Origin of the sequence: Exiguobacterium sp. U13-1, from assembly GCF_001750115.1 — a bacterium.
In the GTDB taxonomy this organism is placed as follows: Bacteria; Bacillota; Bacilli; order Exiguobacteriales; family Exiguobacteriaceae; genus Exiguobacterium_A; species Exiguobacterium_A acetylicum.
This window is the reverse complement of record NZ_CP015731.1, coordinates 892076-908397: the sequence shown is the minus strand read 5'-3', so window position 1 is coordinate 908397 and position 16322 is coordinate 892076. Positions and strand designations below refer to the sequence as shown.

General features: G+C 49.7%; 14 protein-coding genes and 3 riboswitches. Of the genes, 5 read left to right on the top strand and 9 right to left on the bottom strand.

The window, feature by feature from the left end:
• Nucleotides 1-35: 35 nt before the first annotated feature.
• The 9 genes from guaA to mtnK form a co-directional block, all read right to left on the bottom strand.
• Nucleotides 36-1556, bottom strand: coding sequence for a glutamine-hydrolyzing GMP synthase (guaA, locus tag ESP131_RS04705; RefSeq protein WP_069941015.1), 1521 nt, complete (start codon nucleotides 1554-1556; stop codon nucleotides 36-38).
• A gap of 129 nt (nucleotides 1557-1685) precedes the next feature.
• Nucleotides 1686-1787: riboswitch (purine riboswitch) on the bottom strand.
• 40 nt (nucleotides 1788-1827) lie between these two features.
• Entirely contained in the window at nucleotides 1828-3900 is a 2073-nt protein-coding gene (locus ESP131_RS04700; protein ID WP_069940275.1) for a transglutaminase TgpA family protein, read from the bottom strand.
• The gene (locus tag ESP131_RS04695) at nucleotides 3897-4979 is read right to left on the bottom strand and encodes a DUF58 domain-containing protein (RefSeq protein ID WP_047391470.1); all 1083 of its coding nucleotides are present in this window, start codon (nucleotides 4977-4979) and stop codon (nucleotides 3897-3899) included. The genes ESP131_RS04700 and ESP131_RS04695 overlap by 4 nt, the downstream gene beginning before the upstream one ends.
• Entirely contained in the window at nucleotides 4976-5932 is a 957-nt protein-coding gene (locus ESP131_RS04690) for an AAA family ATPase (protein WP_023467045.1), read from the bottom strand. Before ESP131_RS04690 ends, ESP131_RS04695 begins: the two co-directional genes overlap by 4 nt.
• A 365-nt stretch (nucleotides 5933-6297) precedes the next feature.
• Nucleotides 6298-7302, bottom strand: coding sequence for an ABC transporter permease (locus ESP131_RS04685; protein WP_047391476.1), 1005 nt, complete (start codon nucleotides 7300-7302; stop codon nucleotides 6298-6300).
• Nucleotides 7299-8807: a sugar ABC transporter ATP-binding protein gene (locus tag ESP131_RS04680; protein WP_069940274.1), complete on the bottom strand. Its 1509-nt coding sequence runs from the start codon at nucleotides 8805-8807 to the stop codon at nucleotides 7299-7301. The genes ESP131_RS04685 and ESP131_RS04680 overlap by 4 nt, the downstream gene beginning before the upstream one ends.
• On the bottom strand, nucleotides 8804-9886 hold the full coding sequence (locus tag ESP131_RS04675; protein WP_029340727.1) for a sugar ABC transporter substrate-binding protein: 1083 nt from the start codon (nucleotides 9884-9886) through the stop codon (nucleotides 8804-8806). Before ESP131_RS04675 ends, ESP131_RS04680 begins: the two co-directional genes overlap by 4 nt.
• An 11-nt stretch (nucleotides 9887-9897) precedes the next feature.
• Nucleotides 9898-10947, bottom strand: coding sequence for an S-methyl-5-thioribose-1-phosphate isomerase (gene mtnA / locus ESP131_RS04670; protein ID WP_029340726.1), 1050 nt, complete (start codon nucleotides 10945-10947; stop codon nucleotides 9898-9900).
• Entirely contained in the window at nucleotides 10944-12110 is a 1167-nt protein-coding gene (mtnK, locus tag ESP131_RS04665; protein WP_029340725.1) for an S-methyl-5-thioribose kinase, read from the bottom strand. The genes mtnA and mtnK overlap by 4 nt, the downstream gene beginning before the upstream one ends.
• A gap of 79 nt (nucleotides 12111-12189) precedes the next feature.
• A riboswitch (SAM riboswitch) is annotated at nucleotides 12190-12293 on the bottom strand.
• 205 nt (nucleotides 12294-12498) lie between these two features.
• Nucleotides 12499-12600: riboswitch (SAM riboswitch) on the top strand.
• Between the two features lie 70 nt (nucleotides 12601-12670).
• Here mtnK and ESP131_RS04660 point away from each other — a divergent pair.
• The 5 genes from ESP131_RS04660 to ESP131_RS04640 all read left to right on the top strand — a co-directional run bounded on the left by ESP131_RS04660 (nucleotide 12671) and on the right by ESP131_RS04640 (nucleotide 16300).
• Nucleotides 12671-13861, top strand: coding sequence for a 2,3-diketo-5-methylthiopentyl-1-phosphate enolase (locus ESP131_RS04660; protein ID WP_029340724.1), 1191 nt, complete (start codon nucleotides 12671-12673; stop codon nucleotides 13859-13861).
• Nucleotides 13858-14517, top strand: a complete 660-nt coding sequence (locus ESP131_RS04655; protein ID WP_069940273.1) for a 2-hydroxy-3-keto-5-methylthiopentenyl-1-phosphate phosphatase — start codon at nucleotides 13858-13860, stop codon at nucleotides 14515-14517. The genes ESP131_RS04660 and ESP131_RS04655 overlap by 4 nt, the downstream gene beginning before the upstream one ends.
• The gene (locus tag ESP131_RS04650) at nucleotides 14514-15134 is read left to right on the top strand and encodes a methylthioribulose 1-phosphate dehydratase (protein ID WP_069940272.1); all 621 of its coding nucleotides are present in this window, start codon (nucleotides 14514-14516) and stop codon (nucleotides 15132-15134) included. The genes ESP131_RS04655 and ESP131_RS04650 overlap by 4 nt, the downstream gene beginning before the upstream one ends.
• Before the next feature lie 16 nt (nucleotides 15135-15150).
• On the top strand, nucleotides 15151-15687 hold the full coding sequence (locus ESP131_RS04645) for a 1,2-dihydroxy-3-keto-5-methylthiopentene dioxygenase (protein WP_023467032.1): 537 nt from the start codon (nucleotides 15151-15153) through the stop codon (nucleotides 15685-15687).
• Nucleotides 15688-15811: 124 nt separating this feature from the next.
• Nucleotides 15812-16300: an arsinothricin resistance N-acetyltransferase ArsN1 family A gene (locus tag ESP131_RS04640; protein WP_029340721.1), complete on the top strand. Its 489-nt coding sequence runs from the start codon at nucleotides 15812-15814 to the stop codon at nucleotides 16298-16300.
• The last annotated feature ends 22 nt before the right edge of the window (nucleotides 16301-16322 follow it).

Here is a 16322-nt window from a genome sequence, read left to right as displayed (position 1 = left end):
GGTTTATAGTCAGTTACTAATTTTAAATTCCAATTTCATTCCCACTCAATCGTTGAAGGTGGTTTCGACGTCACATCGTACAGGACGCGGTTAACGTTCTGGACTTCGTTGACGATTCGAACCGAGATCTTCTCAAGCACGTCCCATGGGATACGTGCCCAGTCTGAAGTCATCCCGTCAATTGACGTAACAGCGCGGATTCCGACAGCATAGTCGTATGTCCGCTCATCGCCCATGACACCAACCGAACGGATTGGAGGAAGGACTGTGAAGTACTGCCAGATTTCGCGCTCGAGTCCTGCTTTTTTAATCTCATCCCGAAGAATGAAATCAGATTCACGGACGATTTCGAGTTTTTCATCTGTGATTTCACCAAGGACACGAATTCCGAGACCTGGTCCTGGGAACGGCTGACGCCATACGATTTCATCTGACAGACCGAGTTCTTTCCCAAGTTCACGGACTTCATCCTTGAACAAGGTGTTGATCGGTTCGATCAATTCAAACTGCATGTCTTCCGGCAATCCACCGACGTTGTGGTGTGATTTGATCGTTTGTGCCGTATCCGTACCACTCTCGATGATATCCGTGTAGAGCGTGCCTTGGGCAAGGAAGTCCATATCCGTCAGTTTTGAAGCTTCTTCATCAAAGACGTAGACGAATTCGTTGCCGATGATTTTACGTTTCTGCTCTGGATCTGAGATACCACGGAGTTTATCGAGGAAACGGTCCTGGGCATCAATCTTGATGACGTTCATGTGGAAGTGATCCGCGAATGTCTTCATGACGCTTTCCGCTTCACCTTTGCGCAGTAAACCATGATCAACGAACATACATGTCAATTGATCACCGATTGCTTTGTGAATCAAGGCTGCGACGACAGACGAGTCGACACCACCAGAAAGTGCACAGAGGACTTTTTTATCGCCGACTTGTTCCTGAATCTTCGCTACTTCGATTTCGATGAAGTTCTCCATCGACCAGTCGCCCGTACATTTACAGACTTCAAAGAGGAAGTTCTTGAGCAATTCTTTCCCGAAGACCGTATGGTTGACTTCCGGGTGATACTGCACACCGTACATTTTCAATTCTTCATTCTTGATCGAAGCGATCGGACATGACACGTTCGTTCCATCGACGACGAAACCGTTTGGTACAGATGTGACGAGGTCACTGTGGCTCATCCAGACCGTTTGTTCAAGCGGTAGGTTCGCATACATCGGTGACGGGTCTTGTAACGTCAATGTGGCTTTTCCATATTCACGATGTCCCGCACGTTCTACCGTTCCGCCGAAATGTTGTGACATGAGCTGCATGCCGTAACAGATCCCGAAGATTGGAATACCGAGGTCGAAGATTCCTGGGTCACACCGGTACGCATCCTCCGCGTAGACGCTACGTGGACCACCCGAGAAGATGATACCAGCAGGTGCGATTTCTTTTACTTCAACTGCAGTGATTTTATGCGAATGCAATTCACTGTAGACACCAAGGTCCCGAATACGACGTGTGATCAATTGATTGTACTGTCCTCCAAAATCGAGGACGAGAATCATTTCCTGGTCCAAATGTGCTTCCAAATCTGTTCCCGCCTTTCTGATTTCATGCGTACCCTATGAAAAAAGCCCACTCTTCGCCCATGGATAAAATGGAAAAAGAGCAGGCCGCTTCACAAAAAAATGTATACGAAGGGTCTGCTCCTTCATAGTCAGGTCGTTTAAGGTGACCCGGTAGAGACTCTCGCGCCATATTCGCGAGTATATACAAAGGAGATTGCATGTGTGTGATTTACGTTGTTCCCATTGTAACTGTATCGTTTCGTAAATATCAACCCTCTACATGACGAATGATATTTTCGAAATATTCACGTTTTTTCTCAGCTGACAGTGATTCTCCACCATAGACCATCCGTTCGTAAGCATCCGTCAACGGTCGCATTGCGTACGTTTCGTAATATCCATCGACTTCGTGAGCGAGTTCCGCAAGCGTCCGTCCATCTTTGTAATGGAACCCTTTTTTATCAAGACGTCGTAAGAGATACCGGTACATCCGGCGGAATCCTTCCGGTCGCTCAATTTGTCTCCGGAAGAAGAGAATCGCGAGTGTTCGAATGATTGGTTTTCGGAACAAGTAAAGGAACAAGAGAGCGAGTGCCGTCAGGAAAATCGGCCAGAATGGAATCGATTTCTGCTCCGTCTGTCCGGCGCTAGTCGTCTGTTCTTCATCGAGAAGATTTTCTTGAGGACGATTTGGCGTCGTTGTCTCCGTGTTATCTTCTGTCTCACGTTGCGGATTTGCTTGTTCCGTCTCGTTATCTGTTTCCCGATCGATCGTGTATTGTCCTGCTCCATCGAAGCTGACTGTTGGCTCAAGCGGTACCCAGCCTGGTCCTTCGATATACACTTCGACCCACGAGTGCGCATTTTTATTCCGTACTGTATAACTCGTCACGGCAGCTCCGATGACGTCGGATTCGCCTCCCGTGAACCCTTTCACCCAGCGTGCTGGTAACCCGGCTGCTCGTAGCAAAACAGCAGCCGACGTCGAGAAGTTGTCACAGTATCCGAGTTTGGTCTCGAACAAGAATTGATCGACGTAATCTTGATTTTCTCCTGGTACGGCTACTTCCTCCGTATTGTATTCAAAGTTCTCTTCTTCGAAATAATTTTCAATCGCCCGTGCCTTGTCCCACGGTGTCTCCTCACCTTCAACGATTTGTTCCGCTAAATCACGGACACGTTGTGGTAAGCCATCCGGCAGTTGGAGATACCGCTCTGTTTCATTCTCCGATAAATTGACAGGTTCATCTGTCTGAAGTTGTTCTTCGGTAAAGAGCGGATATGAATAGGCAATTTGGTAATTACGTTGACGATCCGCCTCGTCCAGATACGATATTTTTTGATTTTCTGGATCAACTAATACATTTTGTCGTTGTTGATCGACCGAGACCCGGACGTTATCTCCGTTATATGGCACGAACGGTAATTCACGTGCCATCTCAAACGTCGCTGTTTCCTCACGTGTCTTGACTTCTCTCCCAAAGTGCGAGAAGAAACCACGTCCATCGATTTCCGGGTTCGATTCCGACAGCACCCAGCCTTTGCCGGTATAAATATCTTTTGTCTCGACTCGCCAGTATCGATTTCCTTCACTTTCGACTTGGAAAACTTCCCGGTCGTCCATTTGGAATGGTCCTCCGAGTTGCTCGTCATTGTTACCGTAACCGACCTTTTGAATCGCATTTGTCGGCTCCCCTTCCCCTTCAAGACCAGACGTCAAATCGTACCAACTGTCTTGCCATGTCGCATTGATGACAGGACTTTGGACAGCAGCGACGATGACGGCTCCCATGATGAATAAGGCGCTTAGCGGACGAACATAAGAAGCGCGCGGTCGTTCATTAACTTCCGTCGCATAGAGCAATAACAAGGATAAGATGATCGGATAGAGAATGAACGTCTCTCCCGAGTAATCCGTCCATGTATCACAATACGCGATGAACCCGATGACTCCGAAGGCAAGTCCGAAAACGAACCCACGATTCGGGAATGTCCGACGCGCCAGATACGCGATCAAGAAACTAATCAATCCGATCGAGAGCGCGAAAGCGGGTCGTCCTGGTAATTCACCATTGATGACGCTCTGAATATCTGAACTGATTTCTGTAAAGATGCCCCATGGTGCTGCTCCCGGCGTCAAAATCAGATAGAACGATAGGAGTAATCCACCGAGACTTCCGAGTAAAAAGTAACGCCGCGATAGATGCGATAACAGCAACGGCAAAAACAGCATCGGTAAGAATGACCAGAGATGCTCGAACGTCGTCAGTTCGAGAAGTGGTGGCATGAAACACGTCAGGACGGATGCCGCGATGGCATTCCAAATCAAGCGTCGCATCATCGCACTCCCCTCCGTTCTGGTGTATAGACATGAACGGTGGCTTCTTGATTAATCTTCGAGATCCATAGTTCATTGTTCGATTCAAGATCCGGTGTGATGAAAAGGACGTTCCCACTCAATCGAAGTGCTTTTGACGAGTACTCCCATGACTCGATGAACGTCCGCGTCCGACTCGGTTGCGCCGTCATCAGGTAATGCGTCAGTTTCGCTCCTTCGAGTGGTAACGATAACGATTGAACGGCATGTCCGACGAGGTGAATGCGGTAGCTCAGCCGTCGCTTGTTCAGCTGATCCGTCGCTTCTGCCAGCATTGAGATGACGCGCTCGAAGGCTTCACCCGCTTCCGTTCCTTCATCGAAGACGATTGTCGTCTCCCGTTCCTGCTCTCGCTCAAACGTCTTCGTCATCAAGCCTTGACGTTTCGCCGTCGCTTTCCAGTCGATCTGATTCATCCGGTCACCACTGACGTATTCTCGAACCCCGACGACAGTAAAGGACGACTGACGAAGATCAAGTGATACAGGGGATATTCCCCCATCTCCGCGGTCCTCCTCGTGCGGAAGTTGCACGGCAAGGCGCGCGGGTTCAATCGCAAGATACGTCTCGACCGGAAACATCCGCTTGCGCTTGAACAGCCCGAACGGATCCGTGATTTCGACGATACAGCCTGGAATCTGGTAGACTCCCCGGCGAATCGATGGGATCGTATAATCGATGTGCTCTGTCTTCCGGTAATGGGCACGGAGTGGACGGGTGATATCGAGTTTTTCTTCGCTAAGCTCATTCGGAATCGCCTCTGTCACTTCGACGGCTCCGACAAGAAATGGGAAACGTCGACGAACCCGTAAAGAGACAGGGATATCGGTTCCGGCAACGAGCATCTTGTTCGATACTTCGCGTGTCGCAAGTGCCTGCGTAACGGGCCAAACGAGGAAGAGCGTCCAGTAGACGGTCAGACCAGCCATGACGTAAAACAGCAAGGAAGCGACATTTCCGCCATCGACGCGCGCATATGTCCATAAAGCAGCCGTCGTCAAAAGGAGTACAGCGTAACGCCAACCAATTTGCCACTTCGTCATAGGGACTCCACGTCTTGTTGGATTGGTACAGCAACCTCTTTTTTGATTTGTTCTAAAATCCGTTCCGACGATTGACCGTGATAGCGGGCGTCTGCTGTCAAAATCAAGCGGTGTGACAGGACAGGAATCAAGAGATGTTTGACATCATCCGGTAAAACGAAACTGCGTCCTTCCATGTACGCCCACGCTTGCGCGACCTTCATCAAGGCGATCGAAGAACGAGGACTCGCGCCGAGGTAGAGTGACCCATTCGTCCGTGTCGCTTGGACGAGATGGACGATATACTTTTTGACGGGCTGTGAGACATGGACATTCTTGACTTCTTCTTTCATCTGGAGCAATTGCTCGCGACCAATCACCGCTTCGAGTGTCTCGATCGGTTCATCCCGTTCAAAACGCGTGAGCAACTTCATTTCTTGGTGGAAATCAGGATAACCCATTTTGACTTTGACGAGGAAACGGTCAAGTTGTGCTTCTGGTAACGGATACGTTCCTTCATGTTCAATCGGGTTTTGTGTCGCCATGACGAAAAAGGGATTCGGAAGCGTATGGATCTCACCATCGACGGTGACGTTCGCTTCCGCCATTCCCTCGAGTAAGGCAGATTGAGTTTTTGGTGACGTTCGGTTGATCTCATCGGCTAAGACGATGTTCCCCATTAGAGGACCCGGTCTATATTCGAATTGGCTTGTTTTCTGATTATACATCGATACACCCGTCAAATCTGACGGAAGTAGGTCTGGCGTGAACTGAACACGTTTGAAGGTCAACCCGATCGATCGGCTGAACGCACGGACGAGCATCGTCTTCCCGACTCCCGGTACGTCTTCTAATAGGACGTGACCGCCCGCTAGTAGTGCTGCCAATGATTGTGTGATGACATCTTCCTTACCGATGATGACTTTCTCTACGTTGTCGATAATCGCTTGAATCTCCTTAGTGTATGTTCGCATTGTCAGGCCCCTTGCTCTCGTAGTAGTTGAATTTTCTGACTTTTTATATCATCTCATATTCCGCTACGCTTTTAAAGAAATACGAGCAGTTTCTAGCACATGAAAAAGGGGGAACGCCGTAGCGTTTCCCCCTTATTTGTTTCAGGAACGAACACATGCCGTGATCCGTTCTTGAACCGTGCGGTTGCACGTAAAACACGAATACATCCGTGTCAATGGACAACGTTCGTCAAGTCCGGTGATCCTCTTCTTTCAGAAGCGACATGCGATCGTTCCCTCTACATTGGTAATCATTCATGTGCATCACCATCCTTTCATATATTGAATATTACCGAATATGTTATAAACGAAACGTCGAATTTTAATTATTTTTTACGATATCGCGCATAGGTCGTCGCGAGTGCAGCCGCAAGGACGAGCCCTTTGATGATATTCAACGAATAGTATGGAACAGACAACATGACGAGACCATTTTCAAGAATCCCGACGAGACAAGCCCCAACGAGTGTGCCGAGTGCATTGGGTTTCCCTTGTCCTGCGAACGACGAGCCGATGAATGCCGCTGCGACTGCCGGCATCAAGTAACCCGAACCAGCATTGATTTGCGATGAGCCGACTTGTGACGCAAGTAAAATTCCACCGATTGCCGCAAGTAATCCAGCAATCAGATACGCGAGTGCCCGGTAGCGGTTGACACGAATTCCTGTGAGCCGTGCGGCTTCCGGATTCCCACCGATGATATAGAGAAAACGACCGTGTCGCGTATGACTTAAGAAGACGTGTGTCACAGCGACGACGACGAGCATGATGACGATGATCCAAGGCGCCTGACTGATTTTCGCGAATGCCTCCGGAATCGTGCCAACTGTTGGTGTACCGTCCAGGCGCGGCATTCCGGCACTGATTGAACCACCACCGGTATACGTCATCGCGACACCTTCGACGATGAACATCGTCGCTAACGTCGCAAACAAATCCGGAATCTTAAACCAGACGATAAGTAAGATGTTCACCAGAGCAACGCTAAGAGATAAGAGAAGTGCTAAACCAATCGAGACACCGAGCGGCAGACTGTACCAGACGAAAAATGAAACGACGAAAGAACTCGCAAGCGTCGCGGTCGACCCGACCGATAAATCAAATCCATTGACCGTCAAAGAAACGGTCAAGCCGATCGCGATGATCGTCACGATTGAGATACTGCGTAAAATATTGATCAAATTCGTTCCTTGTAGGAATGTCGGAGCCGTCGTCGCAAAAAACAGGACGAGGGCAAGGATCGCGAGGACGATCCCCCAGTCGTTCAAGAATCCGAGGACGGGACGTAAACCCTTCCCTCGGTTCGTTTGTTTTGATACTACCTCATTCATCGTTGCCCTCCTCCTGTCGCATACCACAACAAGGTTTCTTCTGATGTATCCGCCGTCTTCGTTTCATGGACGATCCGTCCATCGAACATGACGTAGATTCGGTCCGTGACGGTCAAAAGTTCATCCCATTCACTCGTCGCGTAAAGGATCCCTTTTTGTTGTTGCGCGAGTCCGTCAATCAGACGATAGATGTCTTGTTTGGCTCCGACGTCGACACCTTTTGTCGGTTCGTCCAAGACGAGTACAGAAACATCGGTCAGTAACCATTTTCCGATGGCGACTTTTTGTTGATTCCCACCGGATAGTTGACCTACTTCCTGTTTCACGTCTGCCACTTTGATACCGAGCTCCTTGACCCATTTCGATGCCTGATCTGCTTCTTTGCGACGATCCATCAGCCCCCAGCGGTTGACGAAATCATGAGCTGCCGCTGCTGTCAGGTTTTCTGCGACAGAATCGGCAACAAGAATTCCTTCTTTTCGCCGTTCTTCAGGAACGAGACCGATGCCCGCTTGAATCGCAGCTTGTGGATCGCGAAGGCGATGGGCTTTTCCACCTATACGAACCTCCCCTTCCTGAAACGGGCGATCACCGAACAATGCTTTGCATAATTCCGTTTTACCGGCACCGACAAGCCCCGCGATACCAACGACTTCACCTGCTTGAACCGTCAAGGAAATATCGTGGACGTCCGCATTCGTGGCACTCTCGACCGTCAGTACGTTCGTCGCGTTTACCCGTGACGTTTTCGCAACAGACGTAAGCTGACGCCCGAGCATTTGCTCAACGACAGCTTCCTTCGTGATGTCTGTCAAAAGATGTCGCGAGATGAGTTGACCGTCGCGCATGACCGAGATGGAGTCGCAAATCTCATATAGTTCCTGTAAACGATGCGAGATGAAGATGATCCCAAGCCCTCGTTCGGCTAAACGACGCACGACTGAAAAGAGATGGCTTGTTTCCGCCTGACTGAGCGGTGCCGTTGGTTCATCCAAAATCAAAAAACGGCGTTCTTGGACGAGGGCGCGGGCAATCAATACGAGTTGCTTTTCAGCAAGCCGCAACTCCTCGACGCGTGTCTTGACGGAAATATCCGCCTGTAATGTCGCTAACGCTTCCTTGGCACGCTGTATGTAACGGCGCTGGGATACGAAGCCAGTCATCGTTCCGTCCGTCAACAGATCGAGACAGATATTCTCAGCGACCGTCAAATACGGGACAAGCGCCACATCGACCTCTTGTTGGACGAGGTCGATCCCAATCTGTTTCGCATCACGCGGTGACGTGATGGACAACTCCTTCCCGTCGAGACGGATCGTTCCTTCGTCCGCCGTTTCCGCTCCGGATAAGACTTTCATCAATGTCGACTTACCGGCACCATTCGCACCGACAAGCGCGTGGATTTCACCGGATTTCACTTCAAACGAGACTTGTTTTAAGGCTTGCACTCCTGGAAACGCCAATGAAATCCCAGTCATCTTCAAGTGATGATTGGTAGACGTCATTGTTTTTTATGGACGTCACGCAACCGGTCCATCCACGGCTCATTGAATTTATCCGACGTACTCCAACCTTTGATGATCGTATCGAGATTGTACATCGTCGTATCCTGCTTCAACGCCTTCTGCTCCACGAGTTTTGCGTCGAGATCAAAGCTATCCGGCGTCTTCTCGCCGGCAATTTTCTTAGCCAGTAATCGCATGTCCGTTTGTCCAATCAAGAATGGATCTACCGCACTCGTCGAGACCCAGTTACTGCCCTTTTCACGCATCAAGTTGATGTCCTGATTCGAGACATCGATCGAGATCAACGGAATTTCTTGACGTTTATTATCCTTAAGCGATTTGTATGCCCCTTTTGCGACTTCGTCCCATGCTCCCCAAACCGCATCAATGCTTCCTTTCGGGTATTTCGCGAGAATCGCATTCATCTTCGTTGCGATATCCCCTTGGACGTCTTGGAAGTTTGTCGGTCCAACCGTCTCAAGCGTTTTGATTTTGCCATCTGCTTCGTACGTCTTATAGATTTCCTGACGACGATCGAGTGGGGCAAAACCTGGTCCGAACCACAGTTTGATGACACGGACCGGCTTTTTGTCCGTCACCTTCGTCACTTCATCGAGCGATAGCTTCGCGAGTTGATGATCGTTTTGGAACGTTTCCGTCACACCTTTTAGCGCCGTTCCTTTTTTCTTCGTGACCGTATCGAACGTCACGACCTTCAGTCCTTTATCGACCGCCGGTTTGATCATGTCATAGGCGTAGTCTTCCTTGCCGTGCGAGATGATGAGCCCATCATAATCTTGCTGAATCGCTTGCGCGACAAGCTCCTTGAACTTGACGTCGTTCCCTTCTGAAATGAACGTGCTGACTTTAAAGCCGAGTGCTTCCCCTTCACTTCGTGCGCCATCAAGGAATTGTTTCGTATGGTCGTCCGATGCCAGGTTGCGGATGACGGCGATCTTGACGTCCGATTGAACCCCTTTTGGTACATCCTTGACGACCTTCGTCGTCGTCGCTTCTCCATTCGCACAAGCCGCTAGTAACAGTGCCGGTGCTAGGACGGCGTAAGCTAATTTTTTCATGACATATCTCCTTATCCGAGGGGTTGAAGCCCTGTTAATTGTTCAATCGTTTCTTCATTTGGTTGCGTGATGACACCGAGTTCCGTGATGATGCCCGTGATTAATGTGTGTGGTGTGACATCAAACGCTGGGTTGAAGACAGCGACTCCCGCTGGTGCTGTCGCGACACCTTGGATTGCCGTCACTTCCTGCGGATCACGCTCTTCGATTTCAATCGCTTCACCGGAAACGAGCGAGAAGTCGAACGTCGAGAGTGGTGCCGCGACGTAAAACGGAATATCGAAGGCTTGCGCGAGCAATGCCAATTGGAATGTTCCGATTTTATTCGCTGTATCCCCATTTCGTGTAATCCGGTCAGCACCGACGATGATCGCGTCGATTTGTTTTTCTTTCAACGTATGAGCGACCATGTTGTCCGTGATCAATGTGACATCGATGCCGGCACGTTGCAGCTCCCATGTTGTCAGCCGTGCCCCCTGCAGTAACGGTCGCGTCTCACTCGCAAAAACGGATAATTCAATGCCACGTTCTTTTGCGATATAGAACGGCGCAAGTGCCGTTCCGTAAGCAGCAGTCGCAATCGATCCAGCATTACAAATCGTTAGGATCCGGTCGCCTGACTGGAACAACTCCAACGCATGAATCCCGATTTGACGTGACGTCTGCGCATCCTGGTCATATAAGGCGACTGTTCGTTTTTCCAACCGTTCACGGATCTCTTCTACCGACGTTCCGTCTTGAATGATTGGATTCAATTGATCGAGGACATTTCGTAAGTTGACGGCCGTCGGTCGTGTCGCGAGTAACGTCGCTGATGTCTCAAGCAAAGCTTGCTTATAGATCGACAGTTCTGCTTCAAACCGGTACGCTTCCTGAACGAGTACGAATCCACCGAATAGGCTGATCGCAGGTGCGCCCCGGACACGCAATTGTTTGATTGCCTCAACTGCTTGCGCAAGATCAGTAATGACTTCATAGTGTTCTTCCTGCGGTAGACGTGTCTGATCAAGAATCGTCAAGACACGGTCTTCGTAACGGATACTTTGAACAAATGCACTCATCGGCTTAACTCCTCCGTTACGTCAAAGTTTCGTAAATCATCAAATGTCCGGCATTCTGTCCGACGTTTGATTAACGCTGCTCCTAGACGGAGGGCGTGACGTTTTCGCTCTAAGCGTTCCGTCGTTGAATCGATTGATTCTAAATCAGCGACTGGTGCGAGACCGATCGTCCGCCGAATCAATTCGCAACCGGCAAAGCCAAGGGCATCCTGTAAAATCGTACTCAGTACATCATCAACAAGTCCCGATGCCTGGAATGGTTCGACGGCTTCCCGTTCCCATAAGGCACGGAACGTTGAAGCAAACGTCAGCCAGAACGTATCGATGTCCTTGATTCTTGCGTCACGTCGTGTAGGGTAATCTGGATATGCCGCGAAGAAAAGATGGGCGATGAATTGCCCGACATCGAATCCGAATGGACCATAGAAGGCGAATTCTGGATCGATGACTTTCGTTTCCGTCGCCGAAGCGAAGATGCTTCCTGTATGTAGATCGCCGTGTAGCAACGCATCCCCTTTCGTGATGAAGAGTGCTTCGAGTTTTGCGACTTCGCGTTTTAACTCATCGTCTGCCCAAAGACGTGCCACTTCTTCCTCCAGTCCGGCTTCAATCTCGTTCGTCTCCGCGTCATGAAACGGATCTGTGAAGATCAGTTTTTCTGTGATATCGCACAAATCTGGATTGTAGTACGTTCGAGCAACACGTTTCTTTTCAACCGGACCAAGCGCAAAGTCCGATGTATGGAATAAAGTCCGAGCGAGATAAGAACCGATATGTTCCGCAAGCAACGGATACTGTTCACCCGCGAGCAGTCCAGTCCGAACGATCGTCAGATGTGAAAGATCTTCCATGACCGTATACGCCTCTTCGTGACTAGCATGAAAAACACGTGGTACGAACGGCACGGCATGCCGGGCGAATTCACGGAGTGCGGATTGCTCAATCCACGCCCGCTCGAGCGATAATGGCCAGCTCTCACCGACGACTTTTGCGTACGGGAGTGCTTGTTTTAGAATCAATCGATGTTCACCTTCTCGAATTCGGAAGACGAGGTTAAGATTCCCATCGCCAATCTCTTCTGCTTCGACGGCTCCGTCGCCGATCAGTCCTAATGAGCGGACCCGTTCAATCGCGTCCTGTTCTGTGAATGCTTTGTATGTCATCTCAGTTTCCCCCTAATGTAATACACGAAAAAGCGCCTCTTTTCGTCATCGAAAAGAGGCGCAGGAAAGTCACTGCGTCCTCTTATCTCTCAGACGAAACGTCTGTTGGATGTAGCACCGTGCCTAGTGGTCGGTTGCTGCGGCGTCATCGGGCCAATTCCCTCTGCCAACTCGCGATAAGAGTCGTATGTAGTTGTCGTGTGTGATATTGATTTGAATCTTACGCAATCGACTTCCTCGCTGTCAAATCGAAATCAAGCAGAAATCGATATCGTTTTCATGCCATATATAGAAAGAGTATTTTCAAAAAAATAAATTTTCTAAAAATAATTTGACAAGTGACGATTCTCATGTAAAAATTGCAATTAGATTTCACAATTTCATCCAATTCTTATCAAGAGCAGACGGAGGGACAAGCCCTACGATGTCGCAGCAACCGACCTTTTGGCACGGTGCTAATTCTTGCAGCTACTAAGCTGACAGATAAGAGTCCACGTTCGAATTATTCATGGTCTCTTGTCACTGACGAGAGACCATTTTTTTGTTGAAGGAGGAAAGACATGGCTTATATCACTGCTACTTATCAATTGACTGCCCGTGATCGACTCGAGCAACGCGCTGAACAACTCGCGCTTGGTCTGACAGTCGGTTCTTGGACGGAACTGAATCATCTCGAACAACAACAACTCGCCTCGTTCAAAGGGGAAGTCGTACATACCGAAGAGCGCGATGGCAAAGGATATATCACGATTCGTTATCCGGAACATAACGTGTCGCGCGACTTTTCTGCGATTCTGACGACCGTCTTCGGGAAACTCTCACTCGACGGTGAAATCAAACTAACGGAATTGCTATTACCCGATACATTTACGTCGGACTTTCCAGGTGCGAAATTCGGGATCGAAGGGGTCCGCTCCTTGATCGGTGTCGAAGATCGCCCATTATTAATGAGCATCTTCAAAGGAGTCATCGGACGGGATTTATCGTTCCTTCGTGATCAACTCGAAGGACAACTCGCTGGTGGGATTGACCTCGTCAAAGACGATGAGATCCTATACGACAATCCGTTGACACCGACGATTGACCGGGCACGAATCGGACGTGAGGTCATCGATGCTCACTTCCACCGGACCGGTAAACGTGCGTTATATGCGATCACACTCAGTGGTCCCGTCTTTACGCTCAAGGATCAAGCCAAGCGATTGATTGATGCTGGAGCGACCGCATTCTTGCTGAATACCTTCACATACGGACTCGACGTCTTACGCGAACTGGCGAGTGATCCGGAAATCAACGTTCCGATCTTCAATCATCCAGCATATAGCGGTGCGTTGATCGCTAGCCCGAATCACGGAGTCGCAGCTCCTGTCTTACTCGGCACATTACCGCGTGCTGCTGGAGCAGACTTGACGCTATTCCCGTCTCCTTACGGCAATGTCGCTTTGCCAAAGGATGTCGCTCGTGGCATCGCGGTCGAAGCGACCCGTCTCGGTCAGACGAAATCGATCTTCCCGGTTCCTTCAGCTGGTATTCATCCTGGACTCGTCGCTCAACTCGTACGGGACTTCGGTATCGATTCCGTCATCAACGCCGGCGGCGGCGTACATGGTCATCCGCAAGGTGCTGCGGCTGGTGTCATTGCTTTCCGTCAGGCACTCGATGCGGCACTCGCAAATGAATCCCTATCGGCGGCAGCATCGCGTCATGAAGAATTACGGATCGCCCTCGACGCTTGGGGGATCAAGTCATGACCGTACGGATTCTTTGTGACTTCGACGGTACGGTGACGACGCAGGATAACATCATCGCACTCATGCAGGCATTTGCGCCAGCGAGTGACTTCGAACCGTTGAAACGCGGCGTACTCGACCGGACGCTATCGATTCAGAGTGGCGTCGGGCAAATGTTCGCACTTCTGTCATCTGATGGGAAAACGTCTTATCTTGACTTTTTATTGGAGCGCGCCGTTATTCGCGACGGATTTTCGGAGTTACTTCAGTACAGTCGTCGTCAAGGAATCGATTTTTCGATCGTCAGCGGTGGAATGGACTTTTTCGTCGAACCAATCTTAGCGCCATTCCTTGAACAAGAACAGATTTACTGTAACGTCGCCGATTTCAGTGGTCCATTCGTCCATATCGATTGGCCAAACGCCTGCGATGCCCATTGCACGAACGGGTGCGGCTGTTGTAAAACATCCGTTGCCCGGACATTGCGTAAAGACGGTGACATCATCATCGTCATCGGCGACTCGGTGACGGACTTCGAACTCGCGAAACAAGCAGATCGTGTCTATGCCCGTGATTATCTGATCACGTTGTGTGAAGAAAACGATATCGCCTATACACCGTTTGAGACGTTCCACGATATCGTTCATGATTTAACACGAACGGAGGTGACAACATGACATTCATGCGACGGTATGAAGAGCTACGCGCCATCAAACAAGAGCTTGCGGCGCGCGATTGGTTCCCTGGTACGAGTGGCAATCTCGCCATTCGGACGTCCGGTGTTCCGGTTGAATTCCTTGTGACGGCAAGCGGAAAAGATAAACGGCAGACGACTCCTGACGACTTCGTTCATGTCGATGCGACCGGTCAATTAATCGGTGAGCAATCCGGGCGTCCTTCCGCTGAGACATTGCTCCATGTCGAGGTGTTCAATCGAACGGACGCTGGTTGTTCCCTGCATGTCCATACGATTGCGAACAATGTGATTTCGGAACTCTATGGCGATCAAGGCAGTATCACCTTTTCCGGACAGGAAATCATCAAGGCACTCGGTAAGTGGGAAGAAGATGCAACGGTCACGGTGCCGATCATTCCAAATCATGCGGACATCCCGACACTTGCCGCTGCTTTTGCACCGCATGTCACAGCAGACAGTGGTGCCGTCCTGATCCGCAATCACGGGATCACAGTCTGGGCACCGACCGCCTTTGAAGCAAAGAAACACCTCGAAGCCTTCGAGTTTTTATTCAATTACACGTTGACGTTGCAATCATGCCGTCAATCCATTCATTAAAAGGAGGAATTATCTCATGGCAACAGTCTTATTCCAAGAAACAAACACACGGTATACGGATCAAACGGAAGTCGCTGACTTCCTTGCGTCACGCGGCGTTCTTTACGAACAGTGGGACGTTTCGAAACTTCCAGCGCCTCTCGTTGAGAACTTCACACTGACGGATGCAGACAAACAAACGATTCTCGATACGTTCGCTCCCGAAATCAAAGACGTATCAGAACGTCGTGGGTATCAGACAGCTGATATCATCTCACTTTCGGATACGACACCGAACCTTGATGAGTTGCTCGTCAACTTCCAGAAAGAACATCATCACACGGATGATGAAGTTCGTTTCATCGTCAGCGGTCATGGCGTCTTCGCGATCAAAGACGAAGAAGTCGGCTACTATAACATCGAACTCAATCCTGGTGATTTAATCTCCGTTCCTGTTAACACACGCCACTACTTTACGCTTCAAGACGATCGTAAAGTCGTCGCTGTTCGGATCTTCGTCACGACAGACGGCTGGGTTCCGATTTACGAGAATGAGACGTCAACGGTCTCTTAAGATCGATAAAAGCGCTGTTTTCCTTCATATGAAGGGAATCAGTGCTTTTCTTATCGCACAAACATATCACTACATTGATACGTAACCGATATAATGAAGGAAAAGCGATGAGGAAGTGAGCGTCATGCATATTCGTCCCGTAACGGAACACGACTTACCAGCGATTCTTGCCATCTATAACGAAGGCATTGAAGATCGGATCGCAACGCTTGAAACCGACCAAAAGGACTTATCCTTCATGACCCAATGGTATGCGGAACGCACCGATCGATATGCCGGATATGTCGCTGAAGATGACACAGGTGTCCTCGGCTTCATTTCCCTCGATCCGTATAATCCGCGTCCTGTCTACGCATCCGTCGGTGAGATTTCGGTTTATATCACCCGGACTCATCGTGGACAAGGGATTGGCACACGTTTGCTTGAAACGGCTGAGCAACACGCCCGTGATCATCAGATGCATAAACTCATTCTCTTCACCTTCCCATTCAATAAAATCGGACAAAAACTCTATATCCGCTCCGGGTTCCGGATCGTCGGAACGTTTAAGGAGCAAGGACAGTTGAACGGTGAATATGTCGACGTCATGGCGATGGAGAAACGCTTGCGATAGGATTCATTGAATGCCAGACGGG